The organism is Labrenzia sp. THAF82 (assembly GCF_009363435.1).
In the GTDB taxonomy this organism is placed as follows: Bacteria; Pseudomonadota; Alphaproteobacteria; order Rhizobiales; family Stappiaceae; genus Roseibium; species Roseibium porphyridii.
Genome location: NZ_CP045354.1, coordinates 4,626,606 through 4,648,786, shown reverse-complemented (window position 1 = coordinate 4,648,786; position 22,181 = coordinate 4,626,606). Strand labels below are relative to the sequence as shown.

The 22,181-nt window shown below is 54.2% G+C and carries 20 protein-coding genes; 12 read left to right on the top strand and 8 right to left on the bottom strand.

The window, feature by feature from the left end:
• Positions 1–349 precede the first annotated feature (349 nt).
• Positions 350–877 carry a hypothetical protein gene (locus FIV00_RS21390; protein WP_209006650.1) on the top strand — a complete coding sequence of 176 codons (528 nt, stop codon included), beginning with the start codon at positions 350–352 and terminating at the stop codon, positions 875–877.
• Positions 878–1,149: 272 nt separating this feature from the next.
• Here the strand turns inward: FIV00_RS21390 and FIV00_RS21385 are convergent, their stop codons facing one another.
• On the bottom strand, positions 1,150–1,677 hold the full coding sequence (locus FIV00_RS21385) for a ricin-type beta-trefoil lectin domain protein (RefSeq protein ID WP_173006092.1): 528 nt from the start codon (positions 1,675–1,677) through the stop codon (positions 1,150–1,152).
• A 317-nt stretch (positions 1,678–1,994) separates the two neighbouring features.
• Between FIV00_RS21385 and FIV00_RS21380 the strand changes: the two genes are divergently transcribed.
• The 4 genes from FIV00_RS21380 to FIV00_RS21365 all read left to right on the top strand — a co-directional run bounded on the left by FIV00_RS21380 (position 1,995) and on the right by FIV00_RS21365 (position 6,314).
• Positions 1,995–4,076 carry an FUSC family protein gene (locus FIV00_RS21380; RefSeq protein WP_152502657.1) on the top strand — a complete coding sequence of 694 codons (2,082 nt, stop codon included), beginning with the start codon at positions 1,995–1,997 and terminating at the stop codon, positions 4,074–4,076.
• A gap of 172 nt (positions 4,077–4,248) precedes the next feature.
• Positions 4,249–5,067: a hypothetical protein gene (locus tag FIV00_RS21375; RefSeq protein WP_152502656.1), complete on the top strand. Its 819-nt coding sequence runs from the start codon at positions 4,249–4,251 to the stop codon at positions 5,065–5,067.
• Between the two features lie 193 nt (positions 5,068–5,260).
• Complete coding sequence (locus FIV00_RS21370) at positions 5,261–5,878, top strand: MOSC domain-containing protein (RefSeq protein ID WP_152502655.1); 618 nt, start codon at positions 5,261–5,263, stop codon at positions 5,876–5,878.
• A 43-nt stretch (positions 5,879–5,921) separates the two neighbouring features.
• Positions 5,922–6,314 carry a RidA family protein gene (locus FIV00_RS21365; RefSeq protein WP_152502654.1) on the top strand — a complete coding sequence of 131 codons (393 nt, stop codon included), beginning with the start codon at positions 5,922–5,924 and terminating at the stop codon, positions 6,312–6,314.
• A gap of 45 nt (positions 6,315–6,359) precedes the next feature.
• Here FIV00_RS21365 and FIV00_RS21360 read toward each other — a convergent pair whose 3' ends face one another.
• On the bottom strand, positions 6,360–6,677 hold the full coding sequence (locus tag FIV00_RS21360) for a DUF2293 domain-containing protein (RefSeq protein ID WP_152502653.1): 318 nt from the start codon (positions 6,675–6,677) through the stop codon (positions 6,360–6,362).
• A 47-nt stretch (positions 6,678–6,724) separates the two neighbouring features.
• Positions 6,725–8,722: a bifunctional diguanylate cyclase/phosphodiesterase gene (locus tag FIV00_RS21355; protein WP_209006649.1), complete on the bottom strand. Its 1,998-nt coding sequence runs from the start codon at positions 8,720–8,722 to the stop codon at positions 6,725–6,727.
• Positions 8,723–9,095: 373 nt separating this feature from the next.
• Between FIV00_RS21355 and FIV00_RS21350 the strand changes: the two genes are divergently transcribed.
• The 3 genes from FIV00_RS21350 (at position 9,096) to FIV00_RS21340 (ending at position 12,650) form a co-directional block, all read left to right on the top strand.
• The gene (locus tag FIV00_RS21350) at positions 9,096–9,722 is read left to right on the top strand and encodes a metalloregulator ArsR/SmtB family transcription factor (protein WP_152502652.1); all 627 of its coding nucleotides are present in this window, start codon (positions 9,096–9,098) and stop codon (positions 9,720–9,722) included.
• A 110-nt stretch (positions 9,723–9,832) separates the two neighbouring features.
• A complete protein-coding gene (locus FIV00_RS21345; protein ID WP_173006257.1) occupies positions 9,833–11,713 on the top strand; it encodes an ABC transporter ATP-binding protein in 1,881 nt (626 codons plus the stop codon).
• Between the two features lie 100 nt (positions 11,714–11,813).
• Complete coding sequence (locus FIV00_RS21340) at positions 11,814–12,650, top strand: hypothetical protein (RefSeq protein WP_152502650.1); 837 nt, start codon at positions 11,814–11,816, stop codon at positions 12,648–12,650.
• A gap of 74 nt (positions 12,651–12,724) precedes the next feature.
• Here FIV00_RS21340 and FIV00_RS21335 read toward each other — a convergent pair whose 3' ends face one another.
• Entirely contained in the window at positions 12,725–13,816 is a 1,092-nt protein-coding gene (locus tag FIV00_RS21335; protein WP_152502649.1) for a hypothetical protein, read from the bottom strand.
• Positions 13,817–14,192: 376 nt separating this feature from the next.
• Here FIV00_RS21335 and FIV00_RS21330 point away from each other — a divergent pair, with 376 nt between their 5' ends.
• Entirely contained in the window at positions 14,193–14,972 is a 780-nt protein-coding gene (locus FIV00_RS21330; RefSeq protein WP_209006648.1) for a helix-turn-helix transcriptional regulator, read from the top strand.
• Between the two features lie 21 nt (positions 14,973–14,993).
• On the opposite strand, the gene FIV00_RS21325 is transcribed toward FIV00_RS21330, so the two are convergent.
• Positions 14,994–16,670 (bottom strand): FMN-binding glutamate synthase family protein, encoded by a 1,677-nt coding sequence (locus FIV00_RS21325; protein ID WP_152502647.1) that lies wholly within the window; start codon positions 16,668–16,670, stop codon positions 14,994–14,996.
• 331 nt (positions 16,671–17,001) lie between these two features.
• Here FIV00_RS21325 and FIV00_RS21320 point away from each other — a divergent pair, with 331 nt between their 5' ends.
• Positions 17,002–17,916, top strand: coding sequence for a hypothetical protein (locus FIV00_RS21320; RefSeq protein ID WP_152502646.1), 915 nt, complete (start codon positions 17,002–17,004; stop codon positions 17,914–17,916).
• Positions 17,917–17,967: 51 nt separating this feature from the next.
• On the opposite strand, the gene FIV00_RS21315 is transcribed toward FIV00_RS21320, so the two are convergent.
• The gene (locus FIV00_RS21315; RefSeq protein WP_152502645.1) at positions 17,968–19,266 is read right to left on the bottom strand and encodes a glycosyltransferase; all 1,299 of its coding nucleotides are present in this window, start codon (positions 19,264–19,266) and stop codon (positions 17,968–17,970) included.
• A 205-nt stretch (positions 19,267–19,471) separates the two neighbouring features.
• On the opposite strand from FIV00_RS21315, the gene FIV00_RS21310 reads away from it, so the two are divergent.
• Together FIV00_RS21310 and FIV00_RS21305 are read left to right on the top strand one after the other, a co-directional pair.
• Positions 19,472–19,897: a secondary thiamine-phosphate synthase enzyme YjbQ gene (locus tag FIV00_RS21310; RefSeq protein WP_152502644.1), complete on the top strand. Its 426-nt coding sequence runs from the start codon at positions 19,472–19,474 to the stop codon at positions 19,895–19,897.
• Positions 19,898–20,032: 135 nt separating this feature from the next.
• A complete protein-coding gene (locus tag FIV00_RS21305) occupies positions 20,033–20,329 on the top strand; it encodes a hypothetical protein (protein ID WP_152502643.1) in 297 nt (98 codons plus the stop codon).
• A gap of 9 nt (positions 20,330–20,338) precedes the next feature.
• On the opposite strand, the gene FIV00_RS21300 is transcribed toward FIV00_RS21305, so the two are convergent.
• Together FIV00_RS21300 and FIV00_RS21295 are read right to left on the bottom strand one after the other, a co-directional pair.
• A complete protein-coding gene (locus FIV00_RS21300; protein WP_152502642.1) occupies positions 20,339–21,094 on the bottom strand; it encodes an SDR family NAD(P)-dependent oxidoreductase in 756 nt (251 codons plus the stop codon).
• 27 nt (positions 21,095–21,121) lie between these two features.
• The gene (locus FIV00_RS21295) at positions 21,122–21,562 is read right to left on the bottom strand and encodes a hypothetical protein (protein ID WP_152502641.1); all 441 of its coding nucleotides are present in this window, start codon (positions 21,560–21,562) and stop codon (positions 21,122–21,124) included.
• Positions 21,563–22,181: the final 619 nt, after the last annotated feature.

Below are 22,181 nucleotides of genomic sequence, written 5' to 3'. Positions count from 1 at the left end.
ACTTTGCATCCGTAGTGCTTGCGACTCTGCCAGTGCATTGAATTGCCTGCTGAGCGATCACAATTTCTTCCGTGCAGTCGGCCAAAGTCGCTGTCACCGGCGGTATTTGAGCCTGCATGTTCAGCGTAGGTTCTGACCTCGTTTCTACAGCAGGGTCAGAAAGGAGTGTCGACAGCACCTCGCCAAAATCACGGAAAAAGTTGAACAATTGACAGAAACGGTGCCAATCTTCTTTTGAACGCAATGATTGCATAACAGTTGGAAGCATGCATAGGCTGCATTATGGAAGTTCCCTCGCGGGCGGGGCTGCAATACGAAATCGAATGTCAAATTGGTTCAAGGAAACACAATGTCTATCAAAAAAACTATCGTGGCAGGCGTCGGGCTTTCGTTGATGTTTTCCGGCGCAGCTCTTGGTGGAGGAATTTCAGAGCAAGCCGTAATCGATGCCCAAGAACGCTGGGGTAAGGGCATCGTCGAAATAGCTGCTCTGTATGCAAACGGCGGTGACTATAAAGCCCGCGCAACCGATCATATTCAGAAACTTTATGCCTATGGCGACACCGACGTCATGTTCAAACCGACGTTGGCAGCTGAAGACCAATTCCGTGAAACATTTGACGAAGCACTCAGATATTTCATTGGCGCTGATGGCACAGAAGATAGTGGTTTTGCAACAAAGGGGTGGACACAAGTACGTTGGGAAAACAATGGAATCTATACGGGTGACAAAGTAGCCATGGCAATGGGCAATTACTTCTTCACTGATCCTGATGGCAAGGAGGTTAAAGTAGAGTACACGTTTGGCTACTTGAAGGGTGCTGATGGAAATCTAAAAATCAACCTGCATCACTCATCACTACCTTACTCGCCATAAGTAACAACTGGTTTTGTGAGTAATAAAAGCACTCGAGAAACAAAATCAATTCACCTTGGTGGAGCGTTCCACTGTTCGGTATCAGGTGAACGAGTCCGCCAATCCGCATAGTCGGGTTTAGCTTCCACCTTGAACGGCTTGCATTACATTCTCAGCCGTATTCGAAGACTTTGTTGCACATCCTGTTTGCCTTTTCCGGCATTCGCGCAGTGCGGAACATTTCGAGCATCACTCGAGTGAATGGTCCCGAGCCGGGACCTTTGTGAAGTCGGTTATTCCCGAATGACCCATTGCTTTTGAGCTGCAGGCGTTGAGGCGCAATTGGCAAGTGCAAGGTCGCGTGAAACGAACGGTCCTGCGCTGCGTGTCTCTCCCGGGCTTGCCAGGCAAAGACCGCTTGTGTCTTGAGGTTGGAATTCCTGCTTGGCCGGATCGTAAGTGAACGCCTGCAATGGGCTGTCGCTGCAGGGCAGGAGCCCAAGCGTTACGCCATCCTTCGCCGAGGCGAGCAGTTCGGCACAAAGGTTCTCGAATGTGGCGGACTTGATCTGCCCGGTGGCCGCCAGGAAAAGGAACTGTACATCTCCCCCTTGCGGTTTGCAGGAATGGGCGTGAAGGCGATCCGATAAGCCGCGTCCGACCGTGTCTATACAGAAGCCGAGGTTCTGGTTTTCATCCAGATTGTCGGCCAGAAAGATGACGGGGGCCGGCGTTTTCAGATCAGGAGGAGCGGCGCTGGCCGTTTGCATGCCCGAAAGGATCAACACTGCGGTCGCTGCAATTGAGAATGTGCGGATCATGCCGTGCCTCCTGAAAGCCGAAAGTCTCGATAGGCTAAAGTCGCCAGGCAATGTCAGCAACATCGCTCGCCGCCAAAAAGTGTAACAAACTGTCTGTCCCATTTTGCTCTGGTTTCGCGACATCCGGTAACCGATGTGTCCCATAGCGGAAGTGAATAGGGATCTTGCGATCAACCGCATGAGAAAAGTTGTATCTTTTCTTTTGTCGCAGCCGATATTCGGCTGCATTCTGGGACATCCAGTTGCCGAGCCCCGATTGAGTGAAGGGTCTTGATAAGAAAACCAATGATTTGACACCGGCAGTTCACGTTAGACCAATGCTTCAAAAGCTGTTTCACGCGCCGTCCCGTTTGCTGACCTATGATCCTGGCGCACTCAGACTTGTGCGCGGTGTGCATTTGATGCTGACCGTTCTCGTGGCAGCCACATTGGGGCACATGGCTGGAGGCTATGTTGAAAATGTCTCTGGCTTCAAACTGGCTGTGCTTGCGGCGGCTGCAGGCGCTCATTGCCTGATCTTCACACCAGTTGCGACGAAGCGTCAGGAAATTGCGTCGTTGACCGCGATGGCGGGTGTCTTGGTCCTTCTCTTCAGTATTGGCGGTGTCGTCGGGACACTGGCTGGAGCATCAGTCTCACTGGTGTTGCAACTGGTCTGGGTGGCCGTGATCTCGCTTGGTTTCGCACTGGACGGAATCGGTGGATTTTGGCAACGCGCCGGTCGGATGATGGCGATTTGCTGGTTGTTCGTAATCATGGGCAGCTTGCCGACGTCTCCCGGCATCTGGATGCCGGCAATGGCGATCCTCGGAGCAGTTGTCGCTTTGATCATCCGCGTAGGCGTGTGGCGACCTTCAACTGAAAAGACCTATCTTAGCGTGGAAACGGCGAACAGGGAGGCAATGGCCGGATTTCTAAATCTTGCAGCCGCCGGTTCGCTGGAAGATCGCCAGAGTGCCGCTGCTGCTATGGCGGATCTGGCGGCTTTGCGCGGGGAACTGCGACTAAGTACGCAGCTTCTGGGCGCAAAGCCTTCCGTGCAAGGCATCTCGCCGGAAAATGCTACCATGATAGAGCTTGCTTTGGAGGTGGTTCGGGATGCATTGGCCCACATGTCGAAACCTGGCAAAGACCGGCTTATCTTCGCTCCAGCTTTCAAAAGCTCGGTCGATGCGCTCGTGGCAGCACTCCAATCCGGTCGCGAGCCGAAGCCGGAAGAGTTGAGAAAAGGCTGGGAGGTGCCGGATAAGAGCCTTCCGGTGAGTGATCAGTTCCAGATCCTGAGAATTGCTCAGGCGTTCAGGAGATTGAGCGTGCTGTCGCGAAGGGGCAATCCTGTCCCCAAAATTTCACCCACAACAGCGGAAAGCAGCAATGTGGCCTGGTGGATCCGTCTTTCCTGGCAACTCGCGCTCCAGGCAGGGGTTGCTGCTGCAATAGGATATGGCCTCGGCGTCTATTTTCAGCTGAGTCACGCCTATTGGGTGACACTGACAATTGTCATCGTTCTGAGCAATACGCTTGGCACAACGGTTCAGCGCACCATTCAGCGAAGTCTTGGTACGGCAGCCGGTGTTGTTGTCGCAATGGCCGTTGATCCTCTGCTTTCTTCGGTGCCGGAGATCCGAATAGGCCTGGTGGTGGTCTCGATTCCCGTCGTCATCGTCTTCATGGAACGCAACTATGCGCTTGCGTCCGGCATCATCAGCTTTCTGGTGGTCATGGGGCTTCAGACGCTTGAAGACTTGCCCATTTTGGAGCTCTGGTCACGGCTCTATGACACGCTCATTGGGGCGGGTATCGGGTTGGGCATTGCCTTTGTCCTCTTTCCAAAACGGTCAGACACCGGGATTCGTGCGCTTGCCGCTGACTATCTGAGTGCCTGCAAAGCCTACCTGCGCACGGATGGGGACAAGGGGAAGGACGACTGGGGTGATTTTTCCGCATTGCGCGTGTCCGCCGGCAAGCTGGTGACCACCGCGAGCGCCTATCGTGCCGAGCAGGCTCCCTGGTCGAGTTTCTCCGGAGCGGCAAACAGGCTTGATGTTCTTGTGATCGTTCTGGCCGACTATGTGGTTCTCTACCATCAAGCTCGAACGGCGGTGGAACAGGAATTGTCCGCAAGTCCGGACGTGGTCGATCTTCAACAGCTTGCGGACAGGCTCAATACCCGCATTTTGAGTGTGTTTGATGAGATTCTGGCTGAACATGGATCTGAGATCGCCGACGACTGGTTAGCGGTTTTGCCAGATCTTGCAGGCACAGACACTGATCTGATCACCGATTGGGTTGCGATGCTCTATCACGCCCGCAAGGTGATCTATTGTCTCAACGCCTTGAAAGAAGACAGTCTATGGTCGTTGGCATTTGAGACTTCAATGGCACCGGCGGTCCGTTGAAACGAGAAGGTTGGCATCGGTGGATGCGGGAGGGGCAACGTTACCAAGATTTCACCCTGCCGCCTTCATCCAGCTGCATTTGGCGCGGCACAGTGTGTTCCATATCACAATCGAAATTCGCCACCCGTGTAAAAAGCTGAAGATCGGGTAATACCCGGAGGAGGTATGGACAATGACGACACTTCATTCAGCGCGTGATTTGATGATTGCAGCCGGTCTTACCGGCATCATGATGTCCGGCCAGGCAATGGCCCAGGACGCCCAACCAGTTAATGCGGATCCGACACCGCCGCCGACATATGATTTTGTGCAGCAGGCCGGCGATATGACGTTTGACGGCAGCACATTGACCCTGTCGAATGCCAACACGGGTGTGCTTTATTTCAGCGACCGTCCCTATCGCGTAGGCGGTCAGATTACCAACGCACAGTTTGCGGATTTCTGGACATCTGCTGATGGCTTCGAAGGTGACCCGCCAAACGCGGTGGTCAGTATCCTGAGCAAGACGGACAAGGCACCGGCACTTGTCGAGCTGACATCGGCTAAAACCGAAGGCTCATCCATGGTTTATGGTGTCACGGTGTTGCGCGGCGAGCTTCCGGAAAGTGCCGAGGGTGTTGCCTTGTTCATTGACCGCAGTTCAAGACCCCATCACGCGCAGCGCCATGGCACAACCGCAGCCGCGCCAGGAAGCGTAGGCTTTGAACCCTATGGACCCTATTGCTACCACTCGCCCCAGGACCCGCGATGCCGCGCCTGGCACCATCCCTATCATCCCTACTACCCGCCCTATCACCCGTATTACCCGCCGTACGGACCTTATTATCATCCAGGTGCCTATGCGGCTGGTGTAGCAACAGGAGCTGCGATCGCAAATGCCAACAAGCAGCCTGCCTACTACTACTATCCGATCCCGACAGGACCGCTGCCGCCGAATTGCTGGATCAATTCACAGCACACTCAAATGGTTTGCACTGTGAAGCTGCAATAGGTGAAGCTGCAGTTGTTGAATGACTGCCCTCCGTGCCTCAAGGCGCGGAGGGCGTCTCGTATGGTACCGGCGTGCAACTGGCCTTTGGCACAGACACATCAATCGGCATTCTTGATCAATCCATCAATTAGATTTGCTGGTTCAGGGAGACCTCCGCGCCTAGATTGGCCCAAATCGCCATCAGGAGGCTCTCATGATTGACCAGCTTTCGCTCCTACCCAACACCTTCGAGACCACGCCCAAATTCAGAATCTCAGGGCGCATCGAAGGCGTTTTCGGAACGTCCGGCAAGGACGACTTTCGGACGGACCCTGTTGATTGCCTGGAGCTGACATTCGAAGGTATCCCCGGGGACAGACACGCAGGTTTTACAAGACTGTCGGGTGGACGTGAGCCTTGGTATCCTCGAGGCACCGAAATGTGCAACGAACGGCAGGTATCGCTTCTGTCGAGCGAGGAGCTCACCGAGATTGCAGCACAATTGCAGATCGAGGAGGTGAAACCTGAGTGGGTCGGGGCCAATTTTCTTCTCTCCCAAATTCCTGCCTTGACCAGAATACCAGCGCGCACGCGGCTGGTTTTCGAAAGTGGCCTTGTGATCCGCGTCGACGGTGACAATCTGCCATGTCGCTTTGCAGGGGCCGCGATTGCGCAAAACTACCCCGATCGGGAAGGGCTCGATCTTCTCTTTGCACAAAAAGCCCGTGGATTGCGTGGTCTGGTCGGCTATGTCGAAAAACCCGGCATTGCTCGTCCGGGTGAAGAGGTCGTGGCGCATATTCCCGAGCAATGGATTTACCGGCGCTCCTGAATCGATACTCTGGGTCGTGAGTTCCATCGACGCGGAGAAACAGATGCTGCCCATCCATCACATGATTGATCAGGCCCCGGAGCCGGTCGCCCCGTTTTCTCATGCTGTTGAGATCGACGGCTGGATCTTCGTCACTGGCCAGATGCCGACCGCGCCTGACGATCCGGATGCTCCGTTGCCTGACGGTATCGAGGCGCAAACCGAGCGCGTGATGGAAAATCTGAAACTTGTTTTGACAGGGCTCGGTCTCGGGTTGGAAAACGTTACCTTCATGAGGGTCTATCTGACCGAGTTCAAACGCGACTATCAGGCCATGAACGAGACCTACAAGAAATTCTTCAACGAAGGAAAACTACCGGGGCGCACCTGCGTCGGCGTTTCGGGCCTGGCTGTTGATGCGCTGGTTGAAATCGACCTGGTCGCGCGGCGTCCCTAGGGCGTTTCACCTCCAGGAGCGACAGTCGCAACAGGAGCTGTGTCTTCAGGAGATAACGTCGTCTTCTGCCGAGACACGGTTTTTACAGCCCCAGCCCTCCAGTACCGTGTTCATGTCGTCGACGACAAAGAACCTGGCGGCATCCCTGTCGTAGCCATCGTCTAGAAGCGTATCGTAGTCTGTCAGTTCATGCCGCACATAGCTCGTTGTCGCCTGCCATAGCGCGAGGGACGGAGGCAGATGCCTGAGATGCCCTGCCAGAGATGCTGCGAGGATGGCTTCGGCGTCGCGCATTGGGATGTGCGGTAGCAACAGCCGCAGAGCCTTGCGCATGTCCTTTTGTCGTTTCGTGCCGCCAGTCATGACTTCTGGTAGCACGGCGGGAGGATCAACATCAGTAACAAAACCGGTCAACCGTTCGATTGGAGAACTATTCCGTTGATGGAGCCATTCGACAGTGAGAGGCCATCGACCGTCCCGGCTTCTAGGGCACTGGCTGCTACGGTTTCGTAAGGTTGCGGCCGGCCGAATAGGAATCCCTGAACCAGATGGCACTGCAGGGCTTCCAGGACCTCAAGTTGGTCGGGTTTTTCAACGCCCTCGACGACACACAAGATCTGCATGGAGCGGCACAGGTTGACGATCGAGTTGACGACACCGATGGCGACAGGGTCCGCGATGCCTGAAACGAAACTGCGATCGATCTTGACGCAGTCTATGGGCAGTCTGTGAAGATATCCTAGACTGGAATAACCGGTTCCGAAATCGTCCAGGGCCAGCTTTACCCCTGCGGCGCGCAGCGTCTTGAGGCAAGTCTCGGCAGCTTCATAACTCCCGATGACCGAAGTCTCGGTGATTTCGAACATGATCCTGCGCGGGTCAATTTTCTTCAGGCGAATGATGTCCAGAAGCGCGGCGACCGTCTCTGCCGAGGTAACGTCGTGCGCAGACAGGTTGAAGGAAAGACTGAGCGAACCCGGCAAGCCATTGATCTGCTCGACGGCCCGCTCGAAGAGGTGAACGGTCAAGCGATGGATCATTCCGGTGCGCTCGGCTATCGGAATAAAACGATCGGGTGGAACTCGGTTCAAAACCGGACTGTCCCAGCGTGCAAGCGCCTCGAAGCCAACAACTTCGCGTTCAGGCAGAGAAATGACCGGCTGGAAGTAGATTTCAAATTCTTTCGCCAGATCCGCGTTTTGCAACGCGTTTTCTATCGCGCGCTCAGAACGGATGCGTGCCTCATGCTCGGCTGAATAGACGGTCGTTCGGCCGCGCGAGGTTGTTTTGGAATTATAAAGCGCATAGTCCGAACGGTCGAAGAGAACATGCGCACTTGTGCCGGCTTCCGGATAATACGCTATCCCGCAGGAAGCCCCGACCGTCAGTTGCAGGTCACCGATGCGATAGGGTTCGCTGATCTGCTCGCAGATGGTTTGACCGGTCTGTGCGGCGTCTTCGAGATCGCCACGGTACAGAAAACCGAACTCATCACCACCCAGCCGGCAAATATCCAGCTGCGACATACCGAGGCTTTTCAGCCGGTTTCCAACTTCGGTGAGAAGCTGGTCGCCAAGCTTGTGACCATATGTGTCGTTGATGGGCTTGAAGCGGTCCAGGTCAACAACTCCGACGGCAAATACCGCGTCGGTTCCATCCACTTCCGAAATCAGGTTTTCGAGCCTGTTGAAGAAATAGCGGCGGTTGGGAAGGCCGGTCAGGGCATCGGTCTGCGCGAGTTGAGCGTTTTCAGCGCTCAGCCGTTCTGTTTCCTTTTGCTTGGCAGCCAGAGCCGCCTGGGAACGAACGAGTTTGCAAAATCCCTTGTAACCGCTGAGCAGAACCTGAATGACGACAAGGCAGACGAGAAAGATGTTCATCGCGATCGCGATGTAGACGTCCTGTTCCTGGCGGATGTAGTGAAAGAGATATGGAACAGTCACGATAATCATTACCATGAGCGCTGCCTGCGGCAGGTTCATGAGGCAGAAAATGCAACCGATGACCGTGATGGCGATGAATAGCGCAATATGTCCTCTTTCGGCAGGACCGCCATATCCGTCCAGGCTTAAAGACCAGGCGATATAGATGACTGCCACGAGGCTGCCCAAAATGACCGTTTGGCGCATCTTCTTGATGGCCTCGTCCGGACCCAGAACCACGCGGCGCGCACGCAGCCAGGTCACCATTCTGATCGAGGTGAAGATCAGCATCGGCACAAGGACGCCGACGGTTAGATAAAAGGGTGCAACGTCGTAATGCGTGTAGGAAACCGCAATCGCATTGACCATCAGCAAGGCATAAAGGGAAGGAATTTGCGACTTCAGCTCATTGTATTGAGCCTGAGCAATATCCGGATGGCGAGGATCGATCATCATCCATCTTATGAAAGCCGAAAATTTGTTCATCTTCTCCTCTGCCATGCTTTATTTCTATCGGATAGAAGATGAAAGAAAAGTTATAGATGTAATAGCACGTTACTTAACGCGTTTGACAATTTGCGCCAAAAGATCACATGGATGACGAAGCGTTAATACGGTGCGATCATTGGAAAAGCAACTTTTAAGTGTGTCACCTGAGAATTCGGGTTGCTTTCTTTGGTGTTTTCATCGCGTCTGGCTTTGAACCTCGTGACCTTCGCAACGTTCACAGGCACATCTTTGCAGGTTCTTCGGCTCCTGTCTGCGATGAAGGCCAACTAAGGATTGCCGATAGATAGATCGTCGCTAATAAGAAAAGCGAACTATTTTTTTATCGTTGAAATGCGCTATATATCCGGCCATGGCAGATAGAACCAGAACACGGCTCCTGAACGCTCTGAAGTCCTCCGGTCCCAAAACAGCGGCAGATCTTGCCGAAGGGCTTAGTGTGACATCAGTTGCCGTACGACAGCACCTTGACGGGTTGTTGCAGGATGGTCTGGTGGCCTTTGAGGACCTGAAGGGGTCAGTCGGGCGCCCGAAACGGGTGTGGGACCTGACGCCTCAGGGGCATCAGCAGTTTCCTGACAATCATTCCAATCTGGTGCTGGGGCTGTTGAACGGTCTAACTGACCTATATGGCGCGGCAGGGCTGGAGAAATTGATCTCTCATCGCGAGGAGCAAAGCCGAATTGCCTATCTGGAAGCCTTGAGCGAAGCATCCAGCTTGTCTGAAAAAGTGGATGTTCTGGCCGAACTGCGTACGCAGGAAGGTTACATGGCAGATGTTGCCCAGGAGGGCGACGGTTTTTTGCTGATCGAGAACCACTGCTCGATCTGTGCTGCTGCGACTGCCTGCCAGGGGTTTTGCCGATCGGAGCTCAAACTGTTTCAGGATGTGCTTGGTCCCGATGTTGACGTCGAGCGCCTTGAACACCAACTCTCAGGCGACAGGCGGTGCGTCTACCGCATCGAGGCACGTGCCTGACGTCGCTTCCTGCTGTTGAACTTGGAAGCATTCCCCGCAGATCCGGTCTCGCGTGACCGTCAAAACCATCAAGCCCCAGCATACAGCAAGGAGGTCAGGCAGTGTCGTTCATGAAACCCGTCCTGGCGCGGTTGATCGATCGGTATTTCCAGCCATTCGAGACGCATTTCAAGCCGTTGGAGCTTCCTATCACCCCTTTGCCGGACAAAGGGCCGCTCTTTCTCGTCTGGCATTTTGCCAAGATGTTCCGGTGGCAGCTTGTCGTCGTGTCGGTTCTGGCCATGATTTCATCTGCGCTGGGTCTGGCTGGAATTTGGGCGATTGCCTATGTCGTGGATGGGGTGACCGGGCAGGGGCCTCAAGCGTTCCTGCAAACTCATGTCTGGTTTCTAACGGTCATTTTCGTTCTGTTTGTTCTGGTGGATCCGGTCGTGTTTCTGCTGCGGCAGACTTTCGCCTTTCAAACGGTCCGGATACTGCTTCCGGCTGCCATGCGCTGGCAGGCCCACAAGGCAGTGGAAGCGCAGGATCTCGCATTTTTTGAAGATACCTTTGCCGGTCAGGTTGCTTCGCGGATTGCTCAGGTCACAATGTCCGTTCATCGGCAGATGATGTTGGCTATCGAAACCATTCCGTACCTTGTTATCCAGTTCGGCGGCTCGTTCCTTCTGCTTTTGGCTCTCGCCTGGCCACTGGCAATCCCTGTGTTGATCTGGATTGGTGCCAATATTGTGGTCGCCTGGGCCGCGATTCCAGCCTATTTGCAGCGCTCCGCGAAAGTGGCGGCGGCCAACTCGCGCGCGACCGGGGCCATGACGGACGTTTACTCCAACATCGCCATGGTGAAGCTCTTTGCGGCTGAAGATTCTGAAGCCGGCGCTATCCGGAAGGTGATCGGTGAAACCATAGATACACGCCACAACGAAAATCGTTCATACATTTTGACCGACAGCAGCGTCCATTTTCTCAATGTGCTGATGGTGCTGGCGGTTGTCGCCATCGGTTTTTGGGGTATGAGCGGCGGTTGGGTTTCGATTGGAGATTTCGTCGCCGGGCTGACCGTCACGCGTTCGCTCTCGGCTGCGTCTTCGAGTTTTATCGGCGTCGGTCAGTCAGTCACAAGCACGCTTGGCACCATCAAGGATGCCATGCCGATCATGACGAGCAGACCGGAAATAACGGACAAACGCGATGCGGTCGACTTGACCGTCGACACCGGAGAAATCAGTTTTGATCAGGTCTCCTTCGCATATCAGGAGGATCGTCAACCCGTTCTGGAAGACTTCAATCTCAGGATTTCCGCCGGTGAACGCGTTGGTTTGGTTGGTTTGTCCGGAGCAGGCAAGTCAACGGTCATTTCTCTTCTTATGCGACTGCGCGACGTGTCCGCCGGCACCATTTCTATTGATGGCCAGGATGTACGGGATGTCACCCAAGTCTCCCTGCGCAGTCAGATCGGTGTCGTGACCCAGGACATCTCGCTTTTGAACCGCTCTATCCGAGACAACATCCGTTATGGCAAACCTGAGGCATCGGATGCGGAAATTCTGCAAGCGGCGAGGGCGGCAGAAGCGCTGAACTTCATTGAAGACCAGAAAGACAGCAAAGGCCGGCAAGGACTTGATGCACATGTCGGAGATCGTGGCGTCAAACTGTCAGGCGGCCAGCGACAAAGGATTACGATTGCAAGGGTCCTTTTGAAGGATGCTCCGATCTTGATTCTGGACGAAGCAACTTCTGCACTCGACAGCGAGGCGGAACTCGCCATTCAACAAAACCTCGCACGCATGATGGAAGGACGTACGACGCTTGCGGTTGCCCATCGCCTGTCGACCATCGCTGCAATGGACCGGCTGGTGGTGATGGACAAAGGCAAAATCATTGAAGAAGGCAGTCACCGCGAATTGCTGACCCGCGGCGGGCTTTATGCAACGCTTTGGGAGCGGCAATCCGGCGGATTTTTGGCATTTGACTCAACAGAGTCGACTTAAGTGTGGCGAGAGTATTATTAACTCTAAGTAGAGTTCCTGCTTCGCTCACCAGTCGATGCAACCTATAGACAACCAGCTGTATCGAAACTGGAGTGCGTGGATGCCGGGCTGGAAAAGTGCCTTCCTTGCCATCGTTATGATGCTTGTGTCCGGCTATGTCTCGGCTGGCATTGTCTGGGCTCAGGCTATTTCGGACAGTTCGTCAGAAAAACTCACTTATGAAGAAGACTTCAACGGTGATGATCCGGAGCTGATGCTGGGTGGTCAAATTGAGTTTGACCAAACTGACCGACCCTGGGTGAAAAAGGTCGAAAAGGGCAGGCTTGTTTTCGTGAACGATGCCAACCCCAGGGCCACCCACTACGACATTATCAACTGGGCACGCTTTGAAGGAACCAACAGTTTGACCCGCTTGTACGGCAGGGCAATGGCTGTCACGGTGATTTCAAATAATTCAGGCAAGGGCGGCGCCGGTATTGCGGTCTTGACAAGCAAACGCGGTGACTACTGGTTGTTTGCTGTTGCAAGCAAGGGAAAATATCACGTCCTGCGAAAGGAGCGTGGCAGACTGACATTGGCATATAGCGGCGAACACGCTGCCCTGAAAAACCGTGGACCAAACCGCATAAGTTATAGGGTTTTGGGGAACGAACTGGTTTTCAGCGGAAACGGTATTGAGATCACGCGCGTGCCGTTCGACCGATTGAAGTCCCGAGAAATTCAGCTGGCGCTTGCAGCTTTTGGGCGTGGTACTTTCGAGTTCGATGACGTTGTCTTTAGGGGCAGGAAAAACAACAAAACAAGCGGCTCCAAAATCAAGAAGATAAGACCCGGGAAACTCAAGGAATTGGTGCCTTCCGGTGCCAAGTTCGAACGGCTTGAGAAAAATGATCAAAAGCGCAGCGCTAGCCCATCGAGCGGGGGAACGAGGTTCTGATCAAAGTGTGGCAGGATCTGCTGGAGCCTGTGCGTCGCATCGCCGTAGCTTCTGAAAATCGCAAGACAGTCCGGTTAGCGCCTTCGTAAGATAACATTCAGATGCCATTGCTCGAGTGCAAGTGCTGAAGTCTTTTCCTTATAAAGTGCTTCATATCTTTTGAAAAACTCGGTCTCGAGTGCTTCAGCGGTCCGCTTGGTCGTTTCAGACGGGCGAAAGAGTTGATGCCTCAGGGAACTGGCTGCAAACGCTCGCGTATATCCGGCATAGTTCTGCGCATAGAGATCCGGTTCATCGATGCAATCGGCGAAGATGTCACCGTTCTGATCCGGGACAACCTCGATTGTATCTATTTCATAGGCTTCATTCAGATCGGCATGGATCTCAAACGGACTGCGCGCTTCTTCCGCTGTCATGAACCAAAGGCCGAACAGGAAAGCTTCTGAAGCTTTTCGATCCAGCAAACCGTCTTCGGTCATGCTGGAAGTCACGTCCTGCATTGCTCTGTAAAGCGTCCGCCCGGAAGCTGCGGTGCCATTGACTTCTCCTTTGTCCGGGGCCGCGCCGATTGTCGAGACAAAAAGATAGCCGTCCGGACGCAGTTCTTCCGCGCGCAGCCGCAGGAATCTGATCCAGTCTCGCTCGGCGATTTGCCACATTCTGGTTCTGGCCTCGCCCGTAAGGTCGGCAAACCAGACCGTGTCGGGAGCGGGCAGTGAAGCGGGGCTGCGAAGCCAGTGGCTTGCAAAGAAACACGTCGCCAGAGAAACGGACCGGTCGGGACGCATGCGTTCATAAAATGAACCAACGGACGTTGACACCTGCGCAGGGTTTGCGCCCCGCACATACCCGTTGTCACCGAAGATCCGCTGCATGAGCGCGTTCCAGTCGTTGCCCGGCTGGTCAGCATGACACACAGAAACCATCTTGTTGGGCGCGCAATCGTTCCAGCAGGAAAGGGCCGGCTTGACGGTTTCAATTGCGCTTTGCCCGGGGCCGCACCCAAAGTCGGTCATGTTCAGAACGTCAGCATGTGAGGAGACGCGCTGGGCAAGTTCACTGATGACCTCGGCATTTCCAAGAGCATTGTTTTGTTGCGCGCGAGAATTCGCATCGTAGTCGATCATACCGTCGGTCGAGCGGTTTTCTGCCTTGCCACTTTTCATAGAAATCTCCGGCGTTCCCACGAATTTCAGTATGCCCCAAGGATTTGTGCAGTTCAGCCTAAGTTTTAAGGGCCGCTTTGGCCAGCTTCATTGGCGCAATGCGAGTGCCTTGCAGGGATTGGAGAACTCAATCAAGACTGGATGAAGTCCTCCTGACCCATCGTTTGGTTGAATTGGATCCATTTGCTGGGTTTAGAACTGCTTGACGTGCCAAACCGCTTCCGGGTCGAAGATCTCCCTGAGACCGAGCGGCAGTTTTTGAAGTCACAGGCCTGTTGATTTTTCGAAACCTGAATGACAAAACTCCCCTATGGATAAAAGAGACCGCGCCGAGCTATTTCGCGAAAGGCTGTCAGATGCCTTGCGCAGCCGGGACATGAACCGGAGTGACCTCGCGCGCGGAGCAAAACTTGACCGCTCCACCGTGTCACAACTTTTGTCTGAAGACGCGCCGCGATTGCCCAACGGGCAAGCTCTCGCTGCTATTGCAACGGCCCTGAGTGTTTCTTCCGACTGGCTGCTTGGCCTGTCCACCCATCGGGGGGCAGCAGCTGAAATCCTCGATCAGGCCGTCCAGGTGGCGGAAACGGAGCGCCATCCCGTCGATGAGCATCTGCTCGCTTGGTATCGGGACGCGGTTGGCGCGAAGATCCGGCACGTCCCGGCCAATTTGCCGGATGTTCTAAAGACCGAAGCCGTGCTGGCATATGAATATGCCGGTGAAACGCTGCGCACCGCGGATCAGGCCATCACTGGTACGAAGGATCAACGCGCCCTCTTGGGGCGGGCCGAAACCGATATGGAAATTGCGCTTTCCAAGGAAGCATTGGAAGGTTTTGCAAGCGGTGAGGGGCTCTGGTCAGGCCTTCCACCTGAAACGCGTAAAGAACAGCTCGAAACCATGGGACGGATCCTGAACGATCTGTATCCGTCTCTCCGGCTTCATCTTTTTGGCGCAAATGACAGGTTTTCCGCACCTTTCACGGTCTTCGGCAAGAAATGGGCCGCGCTCTATCTCGGCCAGCGCTATCTCGCTTTTTCAAACACCCGCCATGTACAGCTTTTCTCCGGCCACTTCGACGACCTCGTACGCCACGCACTGATCCGCTCCCATGAGGCTGGAGACTTCGTTCGGCGTTTGGCGGATCAGATTTAAGGACTTCTCGGCTGAGGGGACTCAGTGGCTAACCTTGTGATGCTGTAGTGCTTTTGCGGTTGCCAGGGATTTGGCTGGGTGAAAGCTGTCCGCCACGGCCATTTCCCAATAGGTTGAATAGGCGGGAATGTTGTGTGCTTCGTCGAGCAGTTCTCCGCGTTTCAGCCAGGTGAGTGCAGCGCTTGCAGGCATGATGGCGCGGTTGCCTTCGCGCAGGTAGAAATGCTCAGGCTCGAATTCGCTCGGATGGTCGAAGCCGGAGGCTGCCGTGAAGGCCTTCAGAGACCTCAGCGTGTTGCGATGGAAATTCTCGACCCTTTGGGACTTGTCGGGAACATCAAGCGCCTGCTGACGTTTGGGGTCCTGAGTTGCAACGCCGGTCGGGCAACGGTTGGTATGACAACTCTGGGACTGAATGCAGCCGACAGCAAACATGAAACCGCGTGCTGAATTTACCCAATCCGCACCGAGCGCCATGGTTCCGGCAATATCATAGGCGCTGATCAGCTTGCCGCTGGCTGCCAGTTTTATGTCGTCGCGCAACCCAGTGCCGACAAGGCAATTGTGCACGAATGAGAGCCCCTGACGAAGTGGTGTTCCAAGCCTGTTGGCAAACTCGACGGGCGCAGCACCCGTTCCGCCTTCCGCCCCGTCCACGACGATGAAATCAGGCTTGATGCCTGTCTTCAGCATGGCTTTGACAATTGCCATGAACTCCCATCTGTGGCCCACACAAAGCTTGAAGCCAATCGGCTTGCCGCCTGACAATTCGCGCAGTCTGGCGATGAAATCCAAGAGCTCGAGCGGAGTAGAGAAGGCGGAATGACTGGCAGGTGAAACGCATTCCTTGCCAACAGGTATACCGCGCGCCTCTGCGATTTCTTCCGTTACCTTGGGTCCTGGCAATACGCCGCCATGGCCAGGCTTTGCCCCCTGGCTCATCTTGATCTCGATCATCTTGATTTGCGGATTGGCAGCCTGTGTCTTGAATTTCTCCGCATCGAAGGTGCCATCTTCTGTCCGGCAGCCAAAATAACCACTGCCAAGTTCCCAGACCAGATCGCCGCCGCCTTCCCGATGGTACCTTGAGACGCTGCCTTCGCCCGTATCGTGATAGAAGTTGCCTGCCTTGGCACCCTTGTTCAGTGCCAAGATCGCGTTGCCCGACAAAGACCCGAAGCTCATGGCGGAAATATTGAACAGAGATGCCGAATAAGGTTGCTTGCAGTCCGGGCCGCCGATTGTAACCCTCAAGTCGTCATGCGTTTCAGGCTTTGGGCTGATTGAATGGTTCACCCAGCCATACGCATCGTCATAGACATCAAGTTCCGTGCCGAAGGGCAGCACATCTTCAATGTTCTTCGCCCGGTCATAAACCATCGACCGTCTTTCGCGCGAAAAGGGCCGCCCATCCTGGTTGCTTTCAAAGAAATATTGCCGAAGTTCGGGCCGGATGGCTTCAAACAGAAACCGGAAGTGACCGATGACCGGATAGTTTCGAAGGACGGAATGCTTGGTCTGCGAGAGATCCAGCACACCCGTCACTGAGAGAGCTGAAAAGACGGCAAATGGCCAGAGGAAATGAATGTTCCAGGCAAAGATCAAGATGAAGCTGACAAGTGTCAGAAAAAGGCACAGAAGGAAAACGAAATAGCGGGCGGGAAACACAGGCCGGTGACTCCTCAAACATATTGGCATTCATAGTTGTGTCAGGCAAAGGTCGAAAAGAAAAGAGAGATCCCGCCACCTGATCGAAATCCTGTCTTGCCGGTGGCCATGAGAGCACAAGATTTTTTGGTCGAACAAGGTACTTGAACTGTCGGGATTTGGCGTCGGTATTCACCGAAATAGCGAGATCGGAAACGCAATTGTGCCCGATGCTTTTGGTACCAGGTCGTTTCTGGGAGTCAATGCGCCTTTCAACCACTGAGTGTATATCGGTTGGTAGTGTCTGACGATAAGTCAATTTAGTATATTTATGTAATTTCAGATTTTTATTCTTCAAAATACAACAAAAATGGAGGGGAGAGTGCTTAGCTTGAACGCCATTCTGATTATAATTCTATGTTTGCTGGTCTTTATTTCCGGTGTGCTTGCTTACATCGCGTTTAATCGGAAGGCTAAGGAAGCTGAAAAGCCTGCACCAGCTTCTCAGGCATCTTCTGGTTTTCGTGAAATGCTGGCTGACGATATCGTCAAGTTTTCCATTGTCGGGTTGATTTTTGTCTCGGTGGTCGTTCTGGGCGTTGGTATTTTTGGCGCTTCGAACAGTGATGCAGTTGAAAACAGTCAGTATGTTTTCGCAGCGCTGTTGCCCCTGTTTGCGACCTGGGTGGGCACAGTCCTCGCTTATTACTTCAGCAAGCAGAACTTCGAGGCGGCCAGCAAGGCGACAGAGAGCCTCGTCAAGTTGTCAGGGCAAAAGCTCAGGGCTGTCCCAATCGAGGAAGCCATGATCCCGATCGACAAAATTGTTGGAACTGTTGAGGCGCCGAACGGAGATCTCAAGGAAGTTCCTATCCAGAAAGTGGCGGAAGCGTTTGAAGACAAACTCCCGGGCGGCAGGCCAATCTCAAGAGTTGTCATTCTGACGCCGGGCAAGGCCTGTGTTGGAGTGCTTCATCGAGGCCTGTGGAGTGAAATGCGCGCCATCGACCTTCCTTCAAATGTTACCGTGAATTTCAAGAATGACCCGAAGAACAAGGACAAACTGGAAAAGGTGCACGACCTTGCCAGCGAGTCGCGAGCACCTGAAACTTTTGGAGCATTCATCACCGGGTATGTCGCCTTTGCGCGTGCCGGGGGAACGCTTGCCGACGCGAAGATGCATATGGAGAACAAGGACGGTTGCCAGGATGTGATCGTGACGGCCACTGGAAAGTCAACCGAGCCGGTTGTCGGCTGGGTCACCAATGTGGAAATCGGCAAAGCTCTAGAAGCCTAAGTAGGCTCTTGTTTGACCTGGCAGTAGGTGCGGACGAGCGTTGAGTCATGATCAATGTGATTTCTGACCGGTCTTGAGAACGCCGAGCAGGTATCGCGCGGTTCCGGCCGCGCCGGGTTCGCTTGACATCGTTTCGGCAGCTTTTTCAGCACCAACTCGATATTTGGGATCTTCAAGGGCGTTCAAGGCGGTTGTCAGCTGTGTCGTGGTGAGTTGTTTTTGAGGTAATGGGGCAGGGCCCGCGCCGATCTTGTGCACCCGGCTTCCCCAGAACGGCTGATCGCCGAAAACCGGGCAAATGAGAGACGGCTTACCCCAGCGCAGCGCTTCATGCGTGGTGCCGGCTCCGCCATGGTGGACAACGGCTGAACACCGCGGAAACAGCCAGCTATGTGGGGCTTTGTCGATCAGGAAAAGGCGATCGGCCATTTCAGTGGGAAGGTTCTCTTTCACAAGTCCGCCCCAACCGGTTGCGAGCACTGCGCGCTGTCCCGTGTTCTTAAGACTTGCAAGAACTGTTTTCGTCAGCTTCTCAGGATCTTTGCTCGGCATGGACCCAAAACCCAGATAGACGGGAGAACTGTCGTCTTGCAGGAATTGCTGAAGATCGGCTGGCGGGCGATACGCAGCGTCGGTCTCCGTGAGCCAGTAACCGCAGGCAATATTTTCTTCGCTCCAGTCTTCCGGTGTCGGCACCAGCGCTTTGGAAAAGGCTTGTAGCGCTGGCGCCATGCCGCCACCCGGCCAATGGCCGTCCATAAGAGCGCCGGACATTCCAAACTCTGCTTCTGCTTCCGGCTTGATTGGTTTTATGAGCGTTGCCAGTCCGACTTTCATCAAGAAACGTCCGGCTAGATAGCTTTTGCGATTGAAGTAGCTGCCAAGGTCAGGAATGGCGAACAACGGCAAAGGAAATTCTGCGGTCGGTGCGGTTACGGGCTGAAGAGCGGTCGGGAGCGCGGGCACTCCAAGGCGCCGGGCTGCGAGCGTCACCACAGTCGCTTTCAAATTGAACAGGATCAGGTCGGGCTGCTCATCGAGCGTTATCGACCACAGGCACCTTGTCAGCTCTTTCTGAAGCGCAAGGTTCTGCTTTGCGGCCCGGATTTTCCCTTTCAGCGAAAACAATGCCTCTTGAATATCTTCACTCTGCAGGAGTGTCTGGTAGTTGATCGGAAGAGGGCGGGCCCTTGCTCCCACCTGTTCGATCATGTCCTCAAAGCCTTCGCCGGTGGAAAGCGTCACTTCAGCGCCCTGCAGCACAAGCTCTTTTGCGAGCGCGACATATGGCTGGACATCACCGCGCGTACCAAGCGAGGCAATCAGAATTCGTTTCGCAGGGATGGACATGAGTACCTCCAGAACCGGTGACACCGAGTGTGGCGATGAGAGGCCTTAGCTCAGATGGCGGTTGCCAGTCCCGGTTGCAAGCACCAAACTGTATCTTGGTTTTCGTGCCAGGCTGGAAAGCTGGTGCCTATGGGGTGATTGTCAGACAAAAGCGAATGGCATAAGCCTCTACACAATCGAACAGTCCTCTTTCTGAAAGCCCCAAATGCACACCGTTTTTTCTATTCGCACGGAAGGTCAGGGTCTTTACGAGTTCACCAGTAATGTTGCCGGCTGGGTGTCCGATCAAGGTGGCCAGGATGGATTGTTGACGCTTTTTGTGCGTCACACGTCCTGCTCACTGTTGATACAGGAAAATGCCGACCCGGACGTGCAAATTGACCTGAAAGCCTATCTGGAGCGATTGGTGCCGTCTGCGGATCACCCGTCCATGAACTATCTGGTTCATACATTTGAGGGACCGGATGACATGCCGGCCCATATCAAGGCAGCACTCTTGCCTGTTTCCTTGTCCATCCCGGTGACCAACGGTCAAATGGTCCTGGGCACTTGGCAGGGTATTTATCTGTTTGAGCACAGAACACGTCCACATCAGCGCCAAATCGCGGCTCATTTCCTCTCGGACCACTAAGCTTCGTTGAAAAAAAAGGGAAATTGGAAACAGGTGTGACGATCGTCACACACGAAAATGTACATCTCCATAGAGTGGTCACAATGTCCAAACGCGTTTGCCGCGCAGGTGATCAGCCTCAATGGGAGCACTTCAATGCGATCAGGTCTTGTGATTTTCTTCATGCTGCTTTCCCAGTCTGCCTTTGCAGACCAGGACCCCAACCGGCTGACCGACAGGATTGCCCAGGACCTCCAAATTGAAGAAGCTGTGTTCATCGAATGTTTCAAGCCGGTCAATCCGGAGCCTGACAAATATCCAAGCGGTGCGGAACAACGGGCCAATAAGGCAATTCTTCTGCCGTGCCTTCAAAATGCAAACCCTGCCATCACCAATGACCGGCTTGATGCCGTCATGGACAAGTATCGTCCGGAAGGGGCGTTTAGAAAATAGAGATCGGGCTTATTTGTCTCGAAGCGCGGGAAGACCGACACCAGTGCTTTCAAACCCACCATCGGCGGCGATCACCTGGCCGGTTACATATGCCGCCTGATCGGAACACAGGAACGCAATCACTTCGGCAATTTCAACCTCCTGGCCATAGCGGTTCAGCGGTATGGCATCGTGATAGGCATCGATGATTTCCTGGCTGTGTACCGCCATGGCGAGTTTGGTTTTCACAGGTCCGGGGCAGACACAGTTGGCTCGAATTCCGCTTTCGCCGAGTTCTGCCGCTTGCTGTTTGGTCATCTGGATCACGGCAGCTTTCGAAGTACCGTAGGCGACGCGCAACGTTGAAGCGCGCAGACCGGAAATAGAAGCGATGTTCACGATCGCCCCCTTTGTTGCCTTCAAGGCAGGTATCGCCTCTTGAGATACAAGAAAAACGCCATCCAGATTGGTCTCCATGACCCGTCGCCACATTGCGAAGTCTGTCCGGTCGATTGGACCGAACTCTGCAACGCCCGCATTGTTCACCACCGCGTCCAGGCGCCCAAATCTGGAGAGAACCTGAGGCAGAGCCGTTGCCACCTCTTTTGGAATTGAGACATCGCAGATGAATGGCGCTGCCTTCTCAAGGCCGCTCGTGACTTTGAGCAGCTCTTCGCCGTCCCTGTCCAACATGGCGACGTGCCAGCCACGATCCATCATCAGATGTGCGGCGGCAAGACCTATGCCTCTGGCCGCACCGGTGATCAGAACAACCTTATTCGTCATGTGCTTCTCGATTGATGATTTCGGGCTTCAACGCATTGAGATACAGACACGGATCGCCCCGGCATTGTCCCAAAGGGCAACGTCCTTGTCGTTGATCCTGAAACTGTAGGTACCGGAAGGGTCCGGTGCATTGACTGCCAGTGCGGCAAACTCTGCAAAAGGAACAATCCTGCCAGCCTGGTCCCTGACCAACATTTCGCCAAAGGAATAGGACTGGTCAAATTTATAGCCATACAACGGGCCGAGGCTCTTCGCGTCCTTGCCGGAATATCCGCGCGGCCCGACCGGCTTGTAGATGCCATTGATGACACTCCAGCTGCCGTTGAAGCTGACCCGCCGTATTTTTCCATCAGGCAACGTAAGCCTCTGCCACCCTTTTTTGGAATGAACGTCGACACAAAAATCAGCCGCTTCTGCGGTCACAGGGAAGAGGCAGAGAAGAAAGACAGACAGGCGGGCCAGACACATGACAATTTCCAAGAGAACGATTTTCTAGAGAAGACCGCAGCGTCAATGAACCGTCAAGGCGGATAAACCGCGCAAATGCCCCGCTTCCTTTTCAATCGGGTTCGGGCCGTCAATCAGAGGCCCGTGTTGAATCAGCTTGTAAAGCCCTTGAATCATTTTCTCAGGAGGCAAAGATTATACTTTTCAATTAATTAATTGAGGTTCTTAATGTGCTGGTATCAACTGGATTTCGAGGATCCGCGTTTCGGCTCTCGTTCGGACGGTTCTTGAAAAGCTGATCCGGAAACAAGAGAGAGGCGCAATTCCAGTGCCTTTCGCGGCTCGGATTCACGTCATGCTCACATTTTATTTTCTTGCAAGTTTAACGATGCAGACCCACATGTTCCATGAACGATGAGGGTCGTTCCTCCCCAGACTGGCGCCGGACTTCATGGAAGTTTCGGCGCCTTCTTTATGTGGGCTCTCGGAAATCTGCCTTGCGGACTGTCTTCAAAAGCCTTCGTTTTGTCGCAGCCGGTGCCGCCTGTTTTTGATCCGCGGTATCGTGATCTTTCCAGTTTGATCGAAGATCGATTAGGTGGCCCGCGCCGTCGGACGGGGACGGCGCGGGCGCTAACAC

Coding starts and splice junctions, on each gene's coding strand:
- FIV00_RS21390 (WP_209006650.1), top strand. CDS start 350: ATGTCTATCAAAAAAACTATCGTGGCAGGCGTCGGGCTTTCGTTGATG.
- FIV00_RS21385 (WP_173006092.1), bottom strand. CDS start 1,677: ATGATCCGCACATTCTCAATTGCAGCGACCGCAGTGTTGATCCTTTCG.
- FIV00_RS21380 (WP_152502657.1), top strand. CDS start 1,995: ATGCTTCAAAAGCTGTTTCACGCGCCGTCCCGTTTGCTGACCTATGAT.
- FIV00_RS21375 (WP_152502656.1), top strand. CDS start 4,249: ATGACGACACTTCATTCAGCGCGTGATTTGATGATTGCAGCCGGTCTT.
- FIV00_RS21370 (WP_152502655.1), top strand. CDS start 5,261: ATGATTGACCAGCTTTCGCTCCTACCCAACACCTTCGAGACCACGCCC.
- FIV00_RS21365 (WP_152502654.1), top strand. CDS start 5,922: ATGCTGCCCATCCATCACATGATTGATCAGGCCCCGGAGCCGGTCGCC.
- FIV00_RS21360 (WP_152502653.1), bottom strand. CDS start 6,677: ATGACTGGCGGCACGAAACGACAAAAGGACATGCGCAAGGCTCTGCGG.
- FIV00_RS21355 (WP_209006649.1), bottom strand. CDS start 8,722: ATGAACAAATTTTCGGCTTTCATAAGATGGATGATGATCGATCCTCGC.
- FIV00_RS21350 (WP_152502652.1), top strand. CDS start 9,096: ATGGCAGATAGAACCAGAACACGGCTCCTGAACGCTCTGAAGTCCTCC.
- FIV00_RS21345 (WP_173006257.1), top strand. CDS start 9,833: ATGAAACCCGTCCTGGCGCGGTTGATCGATCGGTATTTCCAGCCATTC.
- FIV00_RS21340 (WP_152502650.1), top strand. CDS start 11,814: ATGCCGGGCTGGAAAAGTGCCTTCCTTGCCATCGTTATGATGCTTGTG.
- FIV00_RS21335 (WP_152502649.1), bottom strand. CDS start 13,816: ATGAAAAGTGGCAAGGCAGAAAACCGCTCGACCGACGGTATGATCGAC.
- FIV00_RS21330 (WP_209006648.1), top strand. CDS start 14,193: ATGAACCGGAGTGACCTCGCGCGCGGAGCAAAACTTGACCGCTCCACC.
- FIV00_RS21325 (WP_152502647.1), bottom strand. CDS start 16,670: ATGCCAATATGTTTGAGGAGTCACCGGCCTGTGTTTCCCGCCCGCTAT.
- FIV00_RS21315 (WP_152502645.1), bottom strand. CDS start 19,266: ATGTCCATCCCTGCGAAACGAATTCTGATTGCCTCGCTTGGTACGCGC.
- FIV00_RS21310 (WP_152502644.1), top strand. CDS start 19,472: ATGCACACCGTTTTTTCTATTCGCACGGAAGGTCAGGGTCTTTACGAG.
- FIV00_RS21305 (WP_152502643.1), top strand. CDS start 20,033: ATGCGATCAGGTCTTGTGATTTTCTTCATGCTGCTTTCCCAGTCTGCC.
- FIV00_RS21300 (WP_152502642.1), bottom strand. CDS start 21,094: ATGACGAATAAGGTTGTTCTGATCACCGGTGCGGCCAGAGGCATAGGT.
- FIV00_RS21295 (WP_152502641.1), bottom strand. CDS start 21,562: ATGTGTCTGGCCCGCCTGTCTGTCTTTCTTCTCTGCCTCTTCCCTGTG.